Origin of the sequence: Photobacterium salinisoli, from assembly GCF_003614885.1 — a bacterium.
GTDB classification, from domain to species: domain Bacteria; phylum Pseudomonadota; class Gammaproteobacteria; order Enterobacterales; family Vibrionaceae; genus Photobacterium; species Photobacterium salinisoli.
This window is the reverse complement of the sequence record NZ_QZMS01000007.1, coordinates 1,164,804-1,182,162: the sequence shown is the minus strand read 5'-3', so window position 1 is coordinate 1,182,162 and position 17,359 is coordinate 1,164,804. Positions and strand designations below refer to the sequence as shown.

Genomic DNA, 17,359 nt, shown 5'->3' with positions numbered 1-17,359 from the left:
CACCTCTAAGCTGAACTGCTTTTTTGGGAGGCAGTTCATGCGTCAGATTTCACATAAATGCTTTTGATGGCATATGCTTGCAATACAGTCTTTTGTGCCTGTTGATGTCTGAACAGTATCTGTCACGGCCTCTTTATGCTGACATGCTGCACATTATTGACATCTTTTGTGAATCAGCTGGCTAATACTTATACAAATTATCACAGGCCTAACTAGCAATGATTGGTTTAGTGTGCCGAATTTACCGTAAATAATAGTTTCAATGACTGGATGTTGTGGATTTGTTGCTATTTGATGCCTTCATCAAGCAAATCAATGCTGATGAAATAAAATTCTTAACAATCACATTACAATTTGCGTATTATACTGCTCGAGTTGTAACCAAACAGACTATAACAGGGAGACTCATATGCAGTCATTGGTCGATTTTATCAACGGGATAATATGGAGTCCGGCATTGATTTATCTTTGCCTGGGTGCCGGTTTGTTTTATTCCATCACAACACGTTTCATGCAGGTTCGCCATTTCGGCGAGATGATTCGCCTACTGTTTGCCGGACAGAGTTCTGATAAAGGGATTTCGTCTTTCCAGGCATTGGCAGTTTCGCTGTCAGGCCGTGTGGGTACAGGTAACATTGCAGGTGTTGCTGCAGCCATCGGTTTTGGTGGTCCGGGTGCCGTATTCTGGATGTGGGTTGTTGCCTTCCTGGGTGCTTCAACAGCTTATTATGAATCAACGCTTGCTCAGATTTATAAAGAAGAAGACGAAGGCCAGTTCCGTGGCGGTCCTGCGTATTACATCGAAAAAGCAATGGGCCAGAAATGGTATGCGTGGATTTTCGCGATTTCAACAATCGTTGCTTGCGGCCTTCTTCTTCCTGGTGTGCAGTCAAACAGTATCGGTAATGCGGTTGAAGCAGCATTCGGTTCTGGTGATGTGATCGAAACCACTTTAGGTACATTCAGCTCTGCGAAGATCATCACTGGTGCGATCGTTTGTGTGGTTCTGGCTTTCATCATCTTTGGTGGTGTTAAGCGTATTGCCCACTTTACTCAAATTGTTGTGCCTTTCATGGCGCTGGGCTACATCGTTATTGCCTTCGTTGTTATCCTGCTGAACATTGACATGGTACCGAGTGTGTTTGCCACCATAGTGGGTGATGCCTTTACGCCAATGGCGGGTGTCGGTGCGGCTATCGGCTGGGGTGTTAAGCGTGGTGTCTACTCCAATGAAGCCGGACAGGGTACTGGTCCGCATGCAGCAGCAGCGGCACAGGTTGATCACCCTGCTCAGCAAGGCATGGTACAAGCGTTCTCGATTTATATTGATACGCTGTTGGTTTGTAGTGCGACAGCATTCATGATTATCATCACTGGTGCGTTTAACGTCCATGGTGCTGAAGGTGCTTTCCTGGTTCAAAACCTGCCTTCTGACATTGCTGCGAACAGCCCGGTATTTACTCAGATGGCAATTGAAACTGCAATGCCAGGTCTGGGTAAACCATTCGTTGCAATTGCACTGTTCTTCTTCTCATTCACGACAATTCTGGCGTACTACTACATTGCAGAAACCAATGTTGCGTACATCCACCGTACCATTCATGTACCTGGCCTGATGTTTGTACTGAAGCTGTTCTTGCTGGCATCTGTATTCTACGGCGCAGTGAAAACCGCTGATCTGGCATGGGCGCTGGGTGACGTGGGTGTAGGCCTGATGGCATGGCTGAACATCATCGGTATTCTGATTATCTTCTTCATGGCGAAACCAGCGCTGAAAGCGTTGAGAGACTATGAACTGCAGAAGAAAGCGGGCGTGAAAGAATACGTATTTGATCCTGTGAAACTGGGTATCAAAGGTGCTGATTACTGGGAAGAGCGCATGAAGCGTAAAGGCCAGAAAGCGCCAGACCTGGGTGAAGATTCCTCTACAGGTACAGCCAAATCAACCTTGTAATGTGAATTGACAGACAGTCTTATTACCAAAGGCCAGCATTTGCTGGCCTTTCTTTTTTTAAGAGTTCATGTAAATCAAGTAGTGCAAGACACTCTAACTTATACATTCTGATGCTTATGTGTTAGCTTTTGCGTTCTTAGGGCCAAAGCAGATAAGTGGGTATGGATATATGTATCAAATAGCTATCATCATTTTTGATGATTTCACGGATATCGATTTTTTTCTGCTACGCGATATTTTGGGAAGAAGCCAAAAAGACTGGGCCGTAAAAATATTGGGTACTAAGCCGTCACATATATCGACTTTAGGCATGGAAGTAAAAACAGATGGGCATGTTGCAGAGGCCTCGGAGGCCGATGTTGTGTTATTCAGTAGTGGTTACAAAGGGATTCCAGCGGCGTTAAATAATAATGAATTTATGGCATCACTTAAGCTGGATCCTCAAAACCAGCTTATTGGGTCAATTTGTGCAGGTGCGTTTATTCTGGCCAAACTGGGTCTACTGGATGGTATTACTGCAACGACTCATCCGGATGCAAAATCAGCGCTTGAGGCGGAAGGTATTTATGTCCTTGATAAGGCGCTGGTAGTGCATGGAAATCTTGCCACAGCAGGTGGGTGCTTGTCGCAATTGTATCTTACAGGTTGGCTGGCAGAGCGTTTGTATGGTGTGGATAAACGTCGGGAAATTCATCGGCAGCTTATTCCTGCAGGCCAGTCAGAAACGTTTGAGACATTAATTAGCCGTACACTTTCAGAAGCATAATTAATTTGAGTGAGGCTGTTCGGTTATTCAATATTGTAATAATGGAAGGTGATTTAATGCTATGACCCTTCTCAAGAGGTAGCTCAAGATGATTCTAGACACACAGCAACTACTATTAGTGCCAATCACCGAAACGGATTGGCCACTTTTTCAGACGCTTCATACGATACCGGCTGTGATCGAAAAATGTTTTGATGCGCCATCTGACGATGAATTAAAAGCAAAATTTCACGCGCGTCTTCAGGTCTGGACACCTGAAAGCGGAGCATGGTTAACTCTGGTCATCAAAGAAAAAGCGTCAGGTGAAAAAGTCGGCATTACTGGCTTTTTCGTCGATCAGGGGATTGCGGAAATGGGTTATCTGCTGATGCCTGAATTTTATGGCAAAGGCTATGGTACGGAATCCCTGGATGCAGTCATTCAGTGGGCTGAGACAGCGTTAGGACTTGCCTTGTTCAGAGCCGTGGTAACCGAAGGCAATATCGCTTCCGAGCGTGTGCTGGAAAAGTGCGGCTTCAGGTTACAGGAGAAATTTCCTGAAGCTTATGACATAGGCGGTAAATTGTACGCGGATCATATTTACCTGAGGGGATAAAGCGACGTCTTTCAGTTCCTGAGCCCTGTCTTGGGCACTATGAAAGCCAGGGGAAATCATGCTGTGCCGCCAGGCAATGAGCCTGACGGCAATGACGAGATTACACAGTAAACTGCTTCATCAGCTCATTTTGTTCACGGACGTTCTTAATTTGTGTTGCCATTGCCACACTGGTTTCATTGGCGGTTTCGGCAACCTGAACCGACAGATCCTTAATGTTGATGGTATTACCATTGATATCCTCAGCAACCAGGCTCTGCTCTTCAGCTGCCGAGGCGATTTGTATATTCATATCGTTGATCTGTTGAATGGCTTCACGGATACGCGACAGTGCTTCATCGGCTTCCTGCGCCGTTGCCACAGTTTCGCTGGCGGTGTTTTTGCTCAGTGCCATGGTGCTGGTGGCTGAGCTGGCGCCTGCCTGAAGCTGCTCAATCATCTGGCGAATTTCAGTGGTAGATTGCTGAGTACGTTGCGCCAGTGTGCGGACTTCATCGGCGACGACCGCAAAACCGCGACCGGAGTCACCCGCCCTTGCGGCTTCAATGGCAGCATTCAGCGCCAGCAGGTTTGTCTGATCGGCAATGTCATTGATCACCTGAAGAATACGCTCAATGTTGCCTGTGGCAGATTCCAGCTCCCTGACGACATCGACAGCCTGATCAATCTGATCAGACAAATCATGAATAGACACAGATGTCCGGGAGACTATATTTCCACCTTCCTGTGCAGCCAGCTCTGCCGCTGAAGCTGCAGACGCTGCGCTGTGTGCATTGTTTGCCACGTTAGCCGATGTCGAAGCCATTTCGTTCATGGCCGTTGCCAACAGTTCAAGCTGTTGCAACTGGCTGTTCATGGCCTCGGATGAACGGTTGGCGCCCTGAGCCGTCAGCTCAGTACCTTGCATAATATCGTTACTCAGCGATTGCGAGCGTATGATTTGTTGCTGCATACGTTCCGTAAACTGATTAAAACTTTGCGCCAGTGATGCAAACTCCGGCTCGGTATTGGTGCTCAGACGCTGGGTAAGATCGGCCTGCCCGGTGGCAATGTTTTTCATGGCCTGATTGATCACATCCAAAGGGCGCATCAGGCGTTTGACCGTAAAGAAGACCGCGATGAAACCGACAATAATAAACAACAGAGAATAAGTGATGGCGTTGTTTTTGATTTGATCAACAGCGGCAAACGCAATGTCATTTTTCAGCACCGCACCAATATACAGTGTCTGTCCCTGTACTTTATGGAAGCTGATCTTCACGGATTCATTATCAAGCACGGTATCCAGCGGCTGCGCTGAGATCTTGATACCGGGATACGCTTCCGGCAGTGGTTTACCGTTAACGTCTTTGTTTGGGTGCGCGATGATGACACCATTATCAGAGACTAAAAAAAGATAACCGGCATTAAACAAGGACGCCTGATTAATCAGATTGGCAATTTTACTCATGCTGACGTCAAAAAAGATGGCGCCAACAAACTGGCCGTTGTTTTTAACAGGCGCGGCAAAAGAGACCAGAATTTCGTTTGTCACTGAATCCCGGTATGGCGAGGTAATTATCATATGTCCGGCTTCTTTTGCCTCGGTGTACCAGGGGCGGGCACGGGGATCCCAGCCCGGTGCTGGCTTCCATGATGGATCACTGATGATAAAAGAACCGTCTTTCTCGAATCCTATACCTGTCAGCTCAAAAGTATTTTTGAGTACAGGCTGGCTGATAATTTGGCGAATGCTGTCAGGGGTTAAATTTTGCTCAACGATCCCAGCGGTGATATTGGCTAATTTCGTCCGGCTGGCTATCTCTGTGACTAAGGTCTGATTCACGCCGGACACGATTTCATCAAGACTGTTGTCTACCAATTTATGCACATCATCCCTGGTGTGAACATACTGAATGCCAGAAAGCAGAACTAAAGCGGCGATCAGTATTGCCGACGAAGTGGCAACGATTTTGTGGCTAAACTTCATGGAGTCCCTCAACTACTGTAATAGCTATTATTGTTCTTCCATTGTCGGCGCAGTGCCGAAAAGTCTTAATAGCAAAAATATGTAATTGTGATGGGTGATAAATATTAGCAATGATTTTGTGAGGAATAATGCATTCCTGTTCCGAATATTCAACCAGGACTCAATAAAAAAGGGCAGCAATAAGCTGCCCTGATATTCCATCAAGGGAATATTAGTCGATCAGACCATACTCATTGCGTAGCACAGTGATAATTTCTTCTTTAGGATTACCGCTGAGCTCAATTTTCTGACCTGTAACTTTCTCGGCAATGCCGGTATAGATGCGAGATACCTGCATCAGTACTTCTTCAGGCAACGCATTGTCACGGGCCAGCGCTTCACGCTCTTCCATACGATCTTTGTTCAGCAGAATGTCCGGGTCAGGGAAGTGGTTCAGCAACAACTGACGGAAATCTTCTTTCGAGTTTTCGACAATTTTACCTTCGCGGTAGGAAGGGCCATCCCAAATGCGGGAGGAGTCCGGTGTACCGACTTCATCCATGTAGATCATTTTTTCCTGGCCTTGCGCATCGGTGACATAACCAAATTCGAATTTTGTATCGACAAAGATCTGGTCAAGTTGCGCTAACGCATCGCTGATAACAGCAAAACCTTCTTTCAACAGCACTTCGTAATGATCAACATCTTCAGGCTGGCTGAAATTGAACGCCTGATAGTTGTTGAGCAAGTCGTTGCGCGTGACATTGACATCATCCACAGCAGGTACGCCAGGAATACCATGCAGAATTCCTTTGGTTGAAGGGGTGATCAGAACTTCAGGTAATTTCTGATCTTTTGCCAGGCCATCAGGCACATGAATACCGCAAAACTCGCGATCACCGTTGGCATAGGCACGCCACATGGATCCAGTAATGTATTGGCGGCAAATCGCTTCTACTTTGATTGGACGGGCTTTCTGAACTATCCAGACAAACGGGTGAGGGATATCCAGAATATGGCTGTCTGCCAGGCCTTTCTCGCGGAACAGGTGGAACCAGTGATTGGAAATCGCATTCAGTGCCGCGCCTTTGCCCGGTACACCGTTCAGGCCACCTTCACCATGCCAGATGCAGTCGAACGCAGAAATACGATCGCTGATAACCATGATTGCCAAAGGCGCATCCGGGCGAACATTGTAGCCTTTCTCTTCAATCAGACGGCGGCTGTCAGCCTCAGTCAGCCAGTATACGGAGCGGACTTTACCGCTGTGAACCGGCTGGTCGGTACGGATTGGGAGATCATCATTTACAGCAAGAACTTGATCAGCAAGGCTCATGGTGAAGTTCCTATTTCAAGAGTCAATTCGATGAAAATCGCTGATTGAGGTATCGCCCAATCAGCGCATATCCTGTTGGCGTGGCAGATAATAGCAGAAGTGTTTTCGCCTTTCAGCAAAAAAGCAAACGTTTGCCTTCATGTTTCTCTGAGTGGCGCTCATTGCAACAGTACCGCCATTTTGCCTGAATTTTCAGCGGCAATCGCAAAAGACTGACGGACGTTAGTGCGACGGGCGGAACTGTGGCAAAATTACCCTCCTTTCAGACAGCCACAGGCAAAAACGGTACATGATGCATTTTACATCCGAGCAGCAGTGTTTTATTCAGCATCGCGAGGGAAATGCCTTATGTATTGCCGGTGCAGGGACAGGGAAAACGACGACTCTGGTCGGCCTGATCCAGGCTCAGCTCGACATGCGGTCGGCCAGCGAGATGCTGGTCCTGATGTTCAACAGCGACATACGCCGTGATTTTCAGCAAAAACTCAACCAGTCCGGTATCACTCAGCCTGTCCCTGTTCATACTTTCCACAGTTTTTGTCTGCGGGTTTTGAATCAGTCGGGCTATCTGGTTGAAAGCGGATACCGCGTTGATTTCAACCCTGGCGAAAATGATAAAAGTCTGGCGAAACAAGTGCTGCGACAAATGACGGGGAAAGAGACGGCTTACAGCAAACAGCAGCAATTAAAAGAGCCAAAAACCCTTGAACTGCTGCTCAGTTTTGTCGGTCTGGTGAAAGCGCATATGTTACCGCCTCATGAAGTCTTTGCCATGGCGGGTATCAACAATGACTATCGCTTTATTCTGGATGCCTATACCGCCTTTGAACACTTGCGGCAGGCGCAGAAGTTACTGTTTTTTGATGACTGGCTGGTCACTGTCGTGTCACTGCTTGAACAGAATGCCTCACTGCGTGCGCATTGTCAGCAACAGTGCCGGTTACTGGTGGTTGACGAATTTCAGGATATCAACAATGCGCAATACCGTTTACTGAAGCAGTTGCTGGGACCTGACTGCCAACTGGTGGCCGTGGGGGATGTTGATCAGTGTATTTATACCTGGCGGGGCAGTGCGCCGCAGTTTATGCTGAATTTCGAACGCGACTTTGCCCCTGCGCAGGTCTATTCGCTGTCGCAGACATTTCGCTTTGGTCATAGTCTGGCGCTGGCTGCCAGCCATTTGATTGCACATAATCAGGCACGTTTTTCAGATTTCCTGACCGTGCCTGCTGACAATGTTCCTGATACTCAGGTGAATGTGATTGGCTCTCCCAGACAGGTGGGGGAAATTGTCAGTGCTGTTCATGCGTATATCGAGCAGGGAGGTCAGCCGGACGATATCGCCATTCTGGTCAGACGCTGGTCTCAGACCTTGCTGTTTGAACTGGCGTTTCTCAGCAAACAGATTCCATACCACATGCCCGTACCTTCTGTGCTGGCAAACAGCCGTGAAGTGCGCTTACTGATGGAAGTCATGACGCTGGCCATCGGGCGATTTGCCCAATTAAATGATCAGGACAGATCCGCACTGCTGTTCAGCTTGCTGTCATTTCCCCATTGTTACGTACCCAATAAAGCGCTCAGACCCTTGTGTGATCAACTGGTGAAAATACCGGATAACCACTGGGTCGGTTTTGCTGAGCGGCATGCCCAGGTAAACCCTGGTCTGAAACTGGATAACCTGATTGAACGCCTGGCGCTTTTTAACCGGTTGCAGCGCAAAGGCGGGCAGAAGGCCTTTGATGTATTTGAGCAGTACCGGCGTGAAAGCGGTCTGGACAGCTGGATATGGAAAACCGAGGCTACAGCCAGTGAGATAGAAGAAGCGATAGACAGGTTAGATGCGGTATCGACCGTGCTGGAGTCGATGGATCAGCGCTGTGAAAAAGCTTTACAGTATTTTGAGTTTTACACAGCGCAATCCCGCGATACCGGTCAGGGGCAGACAGATCAGAAGCTACGTTCGGCCAGCGTGCAAGTCACCACTATATTTCGGGCTAAAGGGTGTGAGTATCAGCGTGTATTCCTGCCGTTCTGGGATAAAGATGCGTTTCCTTACCGCAATCCGGCAGCCACAGACATGAAAACAGATCAGGAAGAAGAACGGCGCCTGGCTTATGTGGCTTTAACGCGGGCAAAAGCGTATTCGGCTGTGTATTACACTGACTCAGAAAAGAAAGGTAAACGTAACGCCAGTACATTCGTTCGGGAAGCCGCGATTGAGAAGGCCAAATCCATTGGGCCAGCCCTGTATCAGAAGGGGTCATTACCTGCTGCGGAATCCCCTGTGACGGAAAGGTATTATGAACGTGTCGGACGGGCCGCAGATGCAGCGCAAAGTGCGAGCAGTCGCACGCCACACAAAACGGTATCCAGGGCAGATAACCAGAACCATGGCCACGTCAATCACGACAGCATGGTTGCTTACAGCTACCTGTGGGCCATTGAGCAGCCCTTGCCTGATAACGCCGAGAAGGTAATTCGCTCCTTGATCAGAACTAAAAATGCCCGTTACCTTGACGCAGAAATTACCCGGTTGTTGCGAGATCTGAACACCGCAGCGGACAGTAAAAAACCTGTGCTGATCAAACGTTTGATTGCTGTGTCCCACGCACGTCGGCAGGTGCTCAGGTGAAGGGGGAATTTACTGCAAGACATGCAATTTCTTTTCTAACTGGCCCAACATTAATGCCGCATCCGGTTTATCAGCATTCAAACCGGCGATCAGTGTCATAAAGTAGCAGTCCATCATCACCGCGGCGCGGTGTGGGTCGTAACTGACTTCATGTGAAAATAAGCGCTGGCGGAAGGCTTCCAGCTGCTGTTCAAACTCATCCTGCTGCCAAATCAGCACCCGAAACAGCTCTCTGCTGAAATCCGCTTCCAGACAATAAAATGCATAAAGGTATCCGGCAAAGTGCATGAGTTTTTCTTTAGGGCAGGTCTCGGGGCAATCAGTATTTGCTGCCGCTAAGACATGATCAATTTGCTGACTAAAACCGGCTTTCAGTAAATCCAGCTTTGTCGGAAAGTGGCTAAATACCGTTCCGGCTGCCACCTCAGCACGCTCAGCTATGTGCCGTGTTGTTGTGTCTTGATAACCCCTCTCGCGAAATAATTGCCAGGCGGCTTCCTGAATCCGTCGTTTTGTCTGTTCTTTTTTCATCATGTCTTGTTGCTTTGCTGATAAGCCGGTTGCGGATGAGTTGCCATCATACCGTAATTAACGAGCGGACTTCATCTTGAATGTTGAAAATTGATCGCGCTCAAATTACTATAAATGAGCGCGCTCAATTTTATAAAGCAGAAAGATGGAGAAACCGAATCATGAATTATTTACTTTTAATGAAAAGAGCAATGCTTCAGGTATTGCGCTATGGCGTTTATGTGCCGTATCTGGTGTTTTACAGTTTTGTTCTCGGGCCGGTTGTGGGCGGTATACTGATGGTTGGCGGAGTGGCCGTACTGTCATTGATTCTTGGCCCAAAGACGAGCTGGCTGGCATTGAAAAAGGCCTACCGAGAAGAGGAAGTCAGGGGATTGAGGGCGCATTAAAACGAGAAAACAATGTCGTGGGCAGTCTTAAGACTGGGCGGTTAAACTACACACACTATTTTGCGTTTATGAATCTTTCCTGAACGGTCGCCATTCTATAGCGTCCAGTGCAAAAGGAAGGGCTGACAATGCGATTTCAGTGGTTGCTGATCATACCGTTTTTCTGTTTGCTCACGGCCTGTTCTTCATCTCAGGTACATTGGCGGGATATTTCGCCCAATGCCGTGCAAGCAAACGCCGCCGAGGAGCCTCTGTCACTGTGCAGGGCACTTTACAAAGATGAGGCCCAGATTTACCAGTGCGAAATAGAGATGTCGGCACTGTTACGGGCAAGACAGCAGTGCGCACAAGATACCGATCCCAGTTACTGTGTGCTGATGGCAGAATATACCTGGCGCCATTATAAAGACCATGTGCTGGAAGGTTCCCCCGATATCAAGCAGGCGGGTACTTACCCTGTGATGTGCGGTTATAAAGAAAATCAGATAACGCCGTGTTCTCTGACAAAATAATGCTTAATACTCAGCGTCATACTGTCGTCTCTTAATACTGATACATCAATCTGCCAGTAACAGAAAGATGTTGAACGGTATAAGAATGGGTTACCAAACCCTATAAGTTGTGATGCTTGGCTGCCTTTGGCAGCCTTTTTTTTATGCCTGCTATAAGCGGTTATAGTTGATGAAATGTGATGCCATTGATATGTTTCAATGTTCATATGTTTGTTGGGCGAAGGCTTGCTCTGCCCGAAATGGTGAACAGGGAGAAACGGATGTCGTTAGCATTATTACTGGCTGAGTTAGAATCGTTAGGGGAACAAAATGACGCAATTCAATCAGACAGGGCGAAAAAACTGCTGAACATTACCCGGGACACAGGAGAGTTCCTGTCTGTCATGGTGAAGGCAACAAGCGCTGAAAACATACTGGAAATTGGCACCTCTAATGGTTACTCAACGCTGTGGCTGGCTTCGTCGCTGTCCGCTAAAGGTAAAGTGGTAACTATCGAAAAACAGACAGAAAAAATCGCAATGGCAGCTGAAAATTTTGTGCGGGCCGGATTACAGGATCGCATCGAACAGGTCCAGGCTGATGCCGGTGAATTCATACAACGCACAGATCTGATCTTTGATTTTATTTTTCTCGACGCCGAGCGTTCAGCTTACATGGATTATATTGAGCTACTGCTAAGTAAACTCTCAGCCGGTGGGGTATTAGTGTGTGACAATGCCATTTCTCATCGTCATGAACTCGTAGCCTTCACTGACTATCTGAGCCGCCAGGAAGGATTAACGACCTGTCTGCTGCCTGTCGGTAAAGGGGAGTTTGTTGTACACAAAGCCTGAGCGTTACGGTCGGATAGGAACGGGTAAATGAAATCAAGGGACATGGTTATTGCGCTGCTGGTTGTTGTCATTTGGGGTGTCAACTTCTCTGTTATTAAGATAGGACTGGAGACGCTGCCGCCGATATTATTTTCTGCATTACGTTTTGCTGTGGTGGCTGTACCGGCTGTCTTTTTCATTCCGTTCCCGAAAACGTCCGTATGGAACGTGCTGGGTGTCGGCGTGTTCCTGGGGGTACTGAAATTTGGCTTACTGTTTATCGCTATGAAAGCGGACGCGTCAGCCGGCTTATCATCCTTGATCTTGCAGGCTCAGGTGTTCTTCACCATAGGTTTGAGTGTCTTGCTGTATAAAGAAATGCTCAGCCGGTATCAGGCGTTGGGTATTCTGGTGGCCGTGGCAGGTTTCGGGCTGTTTTTTCTTGATGCCGACGGCAACATTACTGCCATGGGTTTGATGATGATTCTGGCAGCCGCATTTTGCTGGGCTATCGCCAATACCATGATGAAGCGGATGCAAGGGGTCAATTTGCTTCACTTCATGGTATGGGTCAGTGTGGTTCCTCCGCTACCTTTGCTGTTAATGTCGTATTTCACCGAAACGGCGCAGCCTTTGGATGTGCTGCTCGCTGCCACGTCTGAAACCTGGCTGGCACTGCTTTACGTGAGTTATCTTTCTACCTTGCTGGCCTTTGCATTGTGGGGGTATTTACTGAAAAGTTATCCCGCAGCCACAGTGACGCCTTTTGCTTTATTAATTCCGGTCGTCGGGATGTTCACATCCACACTGGTGCTGAATGAGCGCATGACGGTAACGGAAGTGGCAGGTGCAGGGCTGATCTTTGCCGGTTTGTCATGCTGTATTTTAGGGGGACGACTGATGCAGGCAAAAATTCGTGCTGCCCGGCAGCAGCTTTAAAGTCTGATAAAATGATAATTTTATTAATAACTGCATTCTGGATCCTCTGATTTTTGCCGTTGGTACTCTTTTACAAAAACACCTGCCACTAGGGTAAACAAGGACGTGTTCCTATTAACCCATATCAAATGATTGATTTAAGGTGGTTGAGATGAAAACAGTGGCAACGCTTTTAGTAGCAGGCATGACGCTAAGCTACAGCGTACAGGCAGAGATTCTTTTTACCGATAATTTCGACAGTGGATTTACGCAGTGGTCAAGTTCAGGTGTTGTGGAAAGTAACAATAGCGAAAACCTGGGGGGTGATGCGGTCCGACTGCAGCAGACGGGGCAACTCTGGAAAACATGGGATACAACAGGCTATTCCAATGTCACCATAGAATATTATTTTGCCGCGACCTTACTGGAAGATCCGGACTATTGCTATGCGGAATATTCTACCGACGGCGGAAATCAGTACACAGTTGTCACCAGCCTTACCAACGGACAGGATACAGGGACATTTCAGCACGGTCTGATAAACACGGCTGATCTTGCCAATAACCCCGGTGTGGTGCTCCGTTTTCGTGCTGCGGCTTCAACCGCCGATAATTGCTTTATCGAAAATGTCACTGTAACCGGAGAGCCCGGCTCAGGCACGCCAGAAGCGGATATTCAAACCAGCAGTTCAGTGAATTTTGGCAGTGTATTGATTGGCTCATCGGTTAATCAGACATTAACTGTCACAAATCAGGGGCAAGCCGACTTACTGATCAACAGTGTTTCTGGTATGTCGGGTGATCTTGCAGTGACGGCTGATAGTTGCAGCAGTGCGAGTTTACATGCACAGAGCCAGTGTCAGATCACGCTGAACTATCTGCCAAGTATTGAAGGGTCGGTTAATCAGTCACTGTCTATTCAGTCTAACGATCCTGATCAACCAGTTCTGAATTTGCCTGTCAGCGGATATGGCCTGGATGATCAGGGAGATGGCTATGTTGAAAACTATGATCCACTGAGTGGTTCGGGCAGTGTGTCCCGTTCTGAACTGACTTATACCTATCTGAACGGGGCAGGCAGTGATACTCAGGTGCCTCTGTCTGCGTTTGCCGTGCCAGCCAATGCAGCCCAGCCCGTTCATCAGTTTGAAGGTCGTATTCAGCTTCACAATCCTGGCAGCACAGGCCAGTTTGCAGAGCAAAGGGATACATTCAGGTATACCGGCTCAGGTGATGATCCCCGTAAACACCTGCCAGACTTTGATTTTCGTTTCGTACAATCTGGCACACACCTGATTCCAGAAACCCGGGGTATTGTGCTCGGAAGCCATCCATACTGGGAGTATATTCTCGAGCCTGGCCGTGTCTGGCGTGAAACCAATGACAGCGGTGATTCGCGTGCCGCTATTCCTTTCTCGTTGATGCAGAAAAACTCGAATTGTGTCCATAACGGTTTGATGAGCTTTACGTTCAATGACAACGGGATGAGTGATGTCGCGTATCAGATTTCGTCTGAAACCTGCCTGTATTATCAGGTCGATATGTGGGGCAGAGTAGCGGCAACCTACACACCCTCAACGGTCACTGATGCCTTGCTGATTAAGCAACAGCATCAGGCTTATGAAGCCAGTAAAGTGCCGGTCAAACCTATCACAGCACTGGCTTCTGACTATCCGGCGGCCAATGTGGATGTCAGTCAGTTTGGCAACAGCAGTGAAGTCAGCTCTGATTACATGTCTGTATACGGCGTTTATGTTGACGGCACGCACTATACTGCCGGTTGTGAAACCCGGGCCGGGATGCATCCTTATTGTGATCGCTTGCGTGTTCCCTCTTACTCGACCGCGAAATCGGCGATGGCCGGTACCGCGACAATGAGGCTGGAATACCTGTATCCGGGCTATATGCAGGAGCAGATTACAGACTGGCTGCCCGAAGCTGCCAACGATCCGGAAAATGACTGGCAGCAAGTCACAGTGAATAACGCGATTGACATGGCGACAGGGAATTATCGTCTGACCAGTGATTCACTGAGCGATGAAGGGTCGGTTGCCAATGATACGGGATTCTTCCTGGTGGAAGGTCATCAAAATAAGCTGGACTATTCAGTCAGCCGTTATCCGAGAAATTCAGAACCTGGCACACTGTTTATTTACCACACCACGGATACGTATATTGCCACCGCGACGGCTCAGGCCTACGTGAAAGACAAGTTTGGCGCACAGGCTGACGTCTTCAAAGACATTATTGTCAAAGATATCTGGGCACCACTGAACATGGATCTCGGTACGCAGGATACACGTCGCACTTACGACAGTGTGAAAATGCCATTTGGCGGATACGGCCTGACTTTCCTGCGGGATGATATTGTCAAACTGGCCCGTTTTACCAGCATTGATCATGGTCAGGTAAACGGACAGCAGGTACTGGATCCTGCACAGTTGGATATTGCGTTATTCCGTGACCTGTCAACACCGCCGTTTAGCACGACCTACACCAACAAGTATTACAGCAACAGTTTCTGGTCACTGAAGCAAAGCGTACCGGGCCAGTGTGATGTCCACGTGCCTTATATGTCTGGCTATGGTGGTATCCAGTTCGTGATGTTGCCGAACGATATGATTTATTACTACGTCAGTGACAATGACGAGTTTAAGTGGGATAAAGCGTTTGCTGAGGCGGGAAAAATCAAACCCTACTGCCAGTAATCCATTGAAAAACAATATGAATAACAACGGCCCTGCGGGGCCGTTTTTCTTGCGAGATACACACCAAAAGTTTCTTTTGCAGAACGCTTTTATTGAAAAGCATGATATAGAACGCGCATGTTAAATGAGATGAGAGGCATATGTATTAATGAGATGGATAAGTTTATTGCTGTACGTTTGTATCTTAACGGGTTGTTCAAGTATTGCTTCGAGGGTTGGCTCGGGTTATCAGGTAGGGCAGCCTTACGGAGGCCTTGAATATGCTGTAGATAATGCAGACTGTAATGTTTATGCACTTCTGGCATTTCCACCCATCATTGTTGTCACGATTCCACTTTCCGTTGCAGATATTCTGACGTCGGCTGCTTTAGATACCGCTTTATTGCCGTTAGATCTCATACTGGAAGATAATGGGAATAATAAAACCAGTTTCTGTCGGATGTCCTGGCGATAAGAGCATGATCGTTGACGCGCTCTTCAAACGCAGAGATGTCGCGGTTTTCTGATTTTATCGCTCCTATCCCTAACTGGACCCCTCATCAGAAAAATCTGGATCTATGACAGGTGTCCTAATCCCTCTATTGTTAAGCTGATGTTACGGAAAAGCCGCCGCGCAGAGGGTTAAGTGCGCGGCTGTACGAGGTACGAATCCTCACTATACAGCTTAACGTGGAGCGACATATGTTGAAGAAAAAGGGAATGACTTTACTGGGTGCACTGAGTGTGACGATGGCAGCCGGTAGCGTGATGTATTCAGCAGACACCCTGGCAGCCGGCACAGACACTTTAACCTATGCCCAGTATGCCGATATCAAGGATTGGGACCCGGCTGTCGCCTTTTCACTGGAAGTGAATATGCTCAGCAACGTGTATGAACCTTTGCTGTGGTATAACCCACCGGGCAGCGAAGAAACCTTCACACCAGCGTTAGCAACCTCCTGGTCGGTGAGTGATGATGGGCTGACATGGACCTTCAGGCTCCGTGAGGGCGTGAGCTTCCATGATGGTGAAAAGCTGACTGCACAGGCAGCAAAACAGTCGCTTGAACGTACCATTGCCATGAAAAAAGGCGCGCACTACATCTGGTCTGAAGTAGAAGCCATTAATGCACCTGATACTTACACGCTGACAATTACCACGAAAAATCCCGCGCCCATCGATCTTATTGCCTCCTCGCAATATGGCGCTTATATCTATTCCCCAAAAGCTGCTGAAAAAGGCACCGAGTGGTTTAATGAAGGGCATGCCGCAGGCACCGGTCCTTATCAGGTTCGATCCTGGGAACAAGGCCAGCAAGTGGTATTGGATAAAAACACGGCCTATTGGGGGGGCTGGAAAGACAGCCAGTACGAGCGTGTTGTCCTGAAACTGGTCGCCAATCCAGCCACTCAGATTCAGATGATCAAAGCCGGTGATGCGGATTTCATCAGCCTGCCGTCTGCGGATCTGATTCAGTCTTTGGCGAAAAACAAAGACGTGGTGGTTCAGGAAGTCGCTTCCTGGAAAAACTCGCAATTTCTGATCAATACGCAAAAATACCCCACGGATAATCTGCAGTTTCGTCAGGCACTGACCCATGCATGGGACTATCAGTCTGTGGTTGATTATGTCTACGCAGGCGGTGCTTCTGTCGCCAAAGGGATTGTGCCAACCTCCATGTGGGGCGCGAATGCGGATCTCCAGGCGCCCGGTTTTGACCTGAAAAAAGCCAAGCAGTTACTCAAATCGTCCGGCGTGCCGGAAAAAGACTGGAAAGTGTCTGTTTCTTATATCAACTCGTCAGATGCTTATAAAAACGCCATTCTGATGTACCAGGAAAATCTGCGTCAAATTGGTGTCACACTGGAAGTGAAGCCAGGACCTTGGGGTAAAATCTGGAATGATGCCAAGAACCTGCGTACTGCACCGAATCTGCAATCCATGACCTGGTGGCCGACCTATGCCACGCCATCAGACTGGCTGATCGGGTTATTCCGCACCGAAGATAAAACCTCGTTTAACCTGTCGCATTACTCTAACCAGCGCTACGACAGTCTGGTGGATCAAGGCGTGAAACTGGAAGGTTCCGACCGGGCGAAGGCCGTCAGTCTTTATCAGCAGGCCCAGAAAATTCTGGTGGATGACGCCGTTGCTATTTTCTATGCCGATCTGAAAGACAGGGTGATTTACCGCAAGGGAATAGAAGGGCTGAAACCGAATCCGGCGTATGCGGCGACCTTTTTCTACCAGCTGAGTCAAGGCTGAGACACGCCCACC

The 17,359-nt window shown here is 48.2% G+C and carries 13 protein-coding genes; 10 read left to right on the top strand and 3 right to left on the bottom strand.

Annotated elements, in window-relative coordinates; all coding sequences use genetic code 11:
* The first annotated feature begins 409 nt into the window (after positions 1-409).
* From D6M16_RS06120 to D6M16_RS06110, 3 genes are all read left to right on the top strand, one after another.
* Positions 410-1,954: an alanine/glycine:cation symporter family protein gene (locus D6M16_RS06120; protein ID WP_120511036.1), complete on the top strand. Its 1,545-nt coding sequence runs from the start codon at positions 410-412 to the stop codon at positions 1,952-1,954.
* A gap of 169 nt (positions 1,955-2,123) precedes the next feature.
* Positions 2,124-2,720 (top strand): DJ-1/PfpI family protein, encoded by a 597-nt coding sequence (locus D6M16_RS06115; protein WP_120511035.1) that lies wholly within the window; start codon positions 2,124-2,126, stop codon positions 2,718-2,720.
* Positions 2,721-2,808: 88 nt separating this feature from the next.
* Entirely contained in the window at positions 2,809-3,315 is a 507-nt protein-coding gene (locus D6M16_RS06110) for a GNAT family N-acetyltransferase (RefSeq protein ID WP_120511034.1), read from the top strand.
* 100 nt (positions 3,316-3,415) lie between these two features.
* Here the strand turns inward: D6M16_RS06110 and D6M16_RS06105 are convergent, their stop codons facing one another.
* Entirely contained in the window at positions 3,416-5,284 is a 1,869-nt protein-coding gene (locus D6M16_RS06105) for a methyl-accepting chemotaxis protein (RefSeq protein WP_120511033.1), read from the bottom strand.
* Between the two features lie 211 nt (positions 5,285-5,495).
* Positions 5,496-6,599 carry a phosphoribosylaminoimidazolesuccinocarboxamide synthase gene (locus D6M16_RS06100; RefSeq protein ID WP_120511032.1) on the bottom strand — a complete coding sequence of 368 codons (1,104 nt, stop codon included), beginning with the start codon at positions 6,597-6,599 and terminating at the stop codon, positions 5,496-5,498.
* A 289-nt stretch (positions 6,600-6,888) separates the two neighbouring features.
* Between D6M16_RS06100 and D6M16_RS06095 the strand changes: the two genes are divergently transcribed.
* Positions 6,889-9,234 (top strand): ATP-dependent helicase, encoded by a 2,346-nt coding sequence (locus D6M16_RS06095; RefSeq protein WP_120511031.1) that lies wholly within the window; start codon positions 6,889-6,891, stop codon positions 9,232-9,234.
* Positions 9,235-9,243: 9 nt separating this feature from the next.
* Here the strand turns inward: D6M16_RS06095 and D6M16_RS06090 are convergent, their stop codons facing one another.
* Positions 9,244-9,768 (bottom strand): TetR/AcrR family transcriptional regulator, encoded by a 525-nt coding sequence (locus tag D6M16_RS06090; protein WP_120511030.1) that lies wholly within the window; start codon positions 9,766-9,768, stop codon positions 9,244-9,246.
* A gap of 77 nt (positions 9,769-9,845) precedes the next feature.
* Between D6M16_RS06090 and D6M16_RS22165 the strand changes: the two genes are divergently transcribed.
* The 6 genes from D6M16_RS22165 to D6M16_RS06055 all read left to right on the top strand — a co-directional run bounded on the left by D6M16_RS22165 (position 9,846) and on the right by D6M16_RS06055 (position 17,347).
* On the top strand, positions 9,846-10,154 hold the full coding sequence (locus D6M16_RS22165) for a hypothetical protein (protein ID WP_162940939.1): 309 nt from the start codon (positions 9,846-9,848) through the stop codon (positions 10,152-10,154).
* A 128-nt stretch (positions 10,155-10,282) separates the two neighbouring features.
* Positions 10,283-10,666: a hypothetical protein gene (locus D6M16_RS06080; RefSeq protein ID WP_120511028.1), complete on the top strand. Its 384-nt coding sequence runs from the start codon at positions 10,283-10,285 to the stop codon at positions 10,664-10,666.
* Between the two features lie 260 nt (positions 10,667-10,926).
* Positions 10,927-11,499 carry an O-methyltransferase gene (locus tag D6M16_RS06075; RefSeq protein WP_120511027.1) on the top strand — a complete coding sequence of 191 codons (573 nt, stop codon included), beginning with the start codon at positions 10,927-10,929 and terminating at the stop codon, positions 11,497-11,499.
* Positions 11,500-11,526: 27 nt separating this feature from the next.
* Positions 11,527-12,417, top strand: a complete 891-nt coding sequence (locus D6M16_RS06070; RefSeq protein ID WP_120511026.1) for an EamA family transporter — start codon at positions 11,527-11,529, stop codon at positions 12,415-12,417.
* 151 nt (positions 12,418-12,568) lie between these two features.
* Positions 12,569-15,103, top strand: coding sequence for a choice-of-anchor D domain-containing protein (locus D6M16_RS06065; RefSeq protein ID WP_120511025.1), 2,535 nt, complete (start codon positions 12,569-12,571; stop codon positions 15,101-15,103).
* 681 nt (positions 15,104-15,784) lie between these two features.
* A complete protein-coding gene (locus tag D6M16_RS06055; RefSeq protein WP_205576834.1) occupies positions 15,785-17,347 on the top strand; it encodes an ABC transporter substrate-binding protein in 1,563 nt (520 codons plus the stop codon).
* Positions 17,348-17,359: the final 12 nt, after the last annotated feature.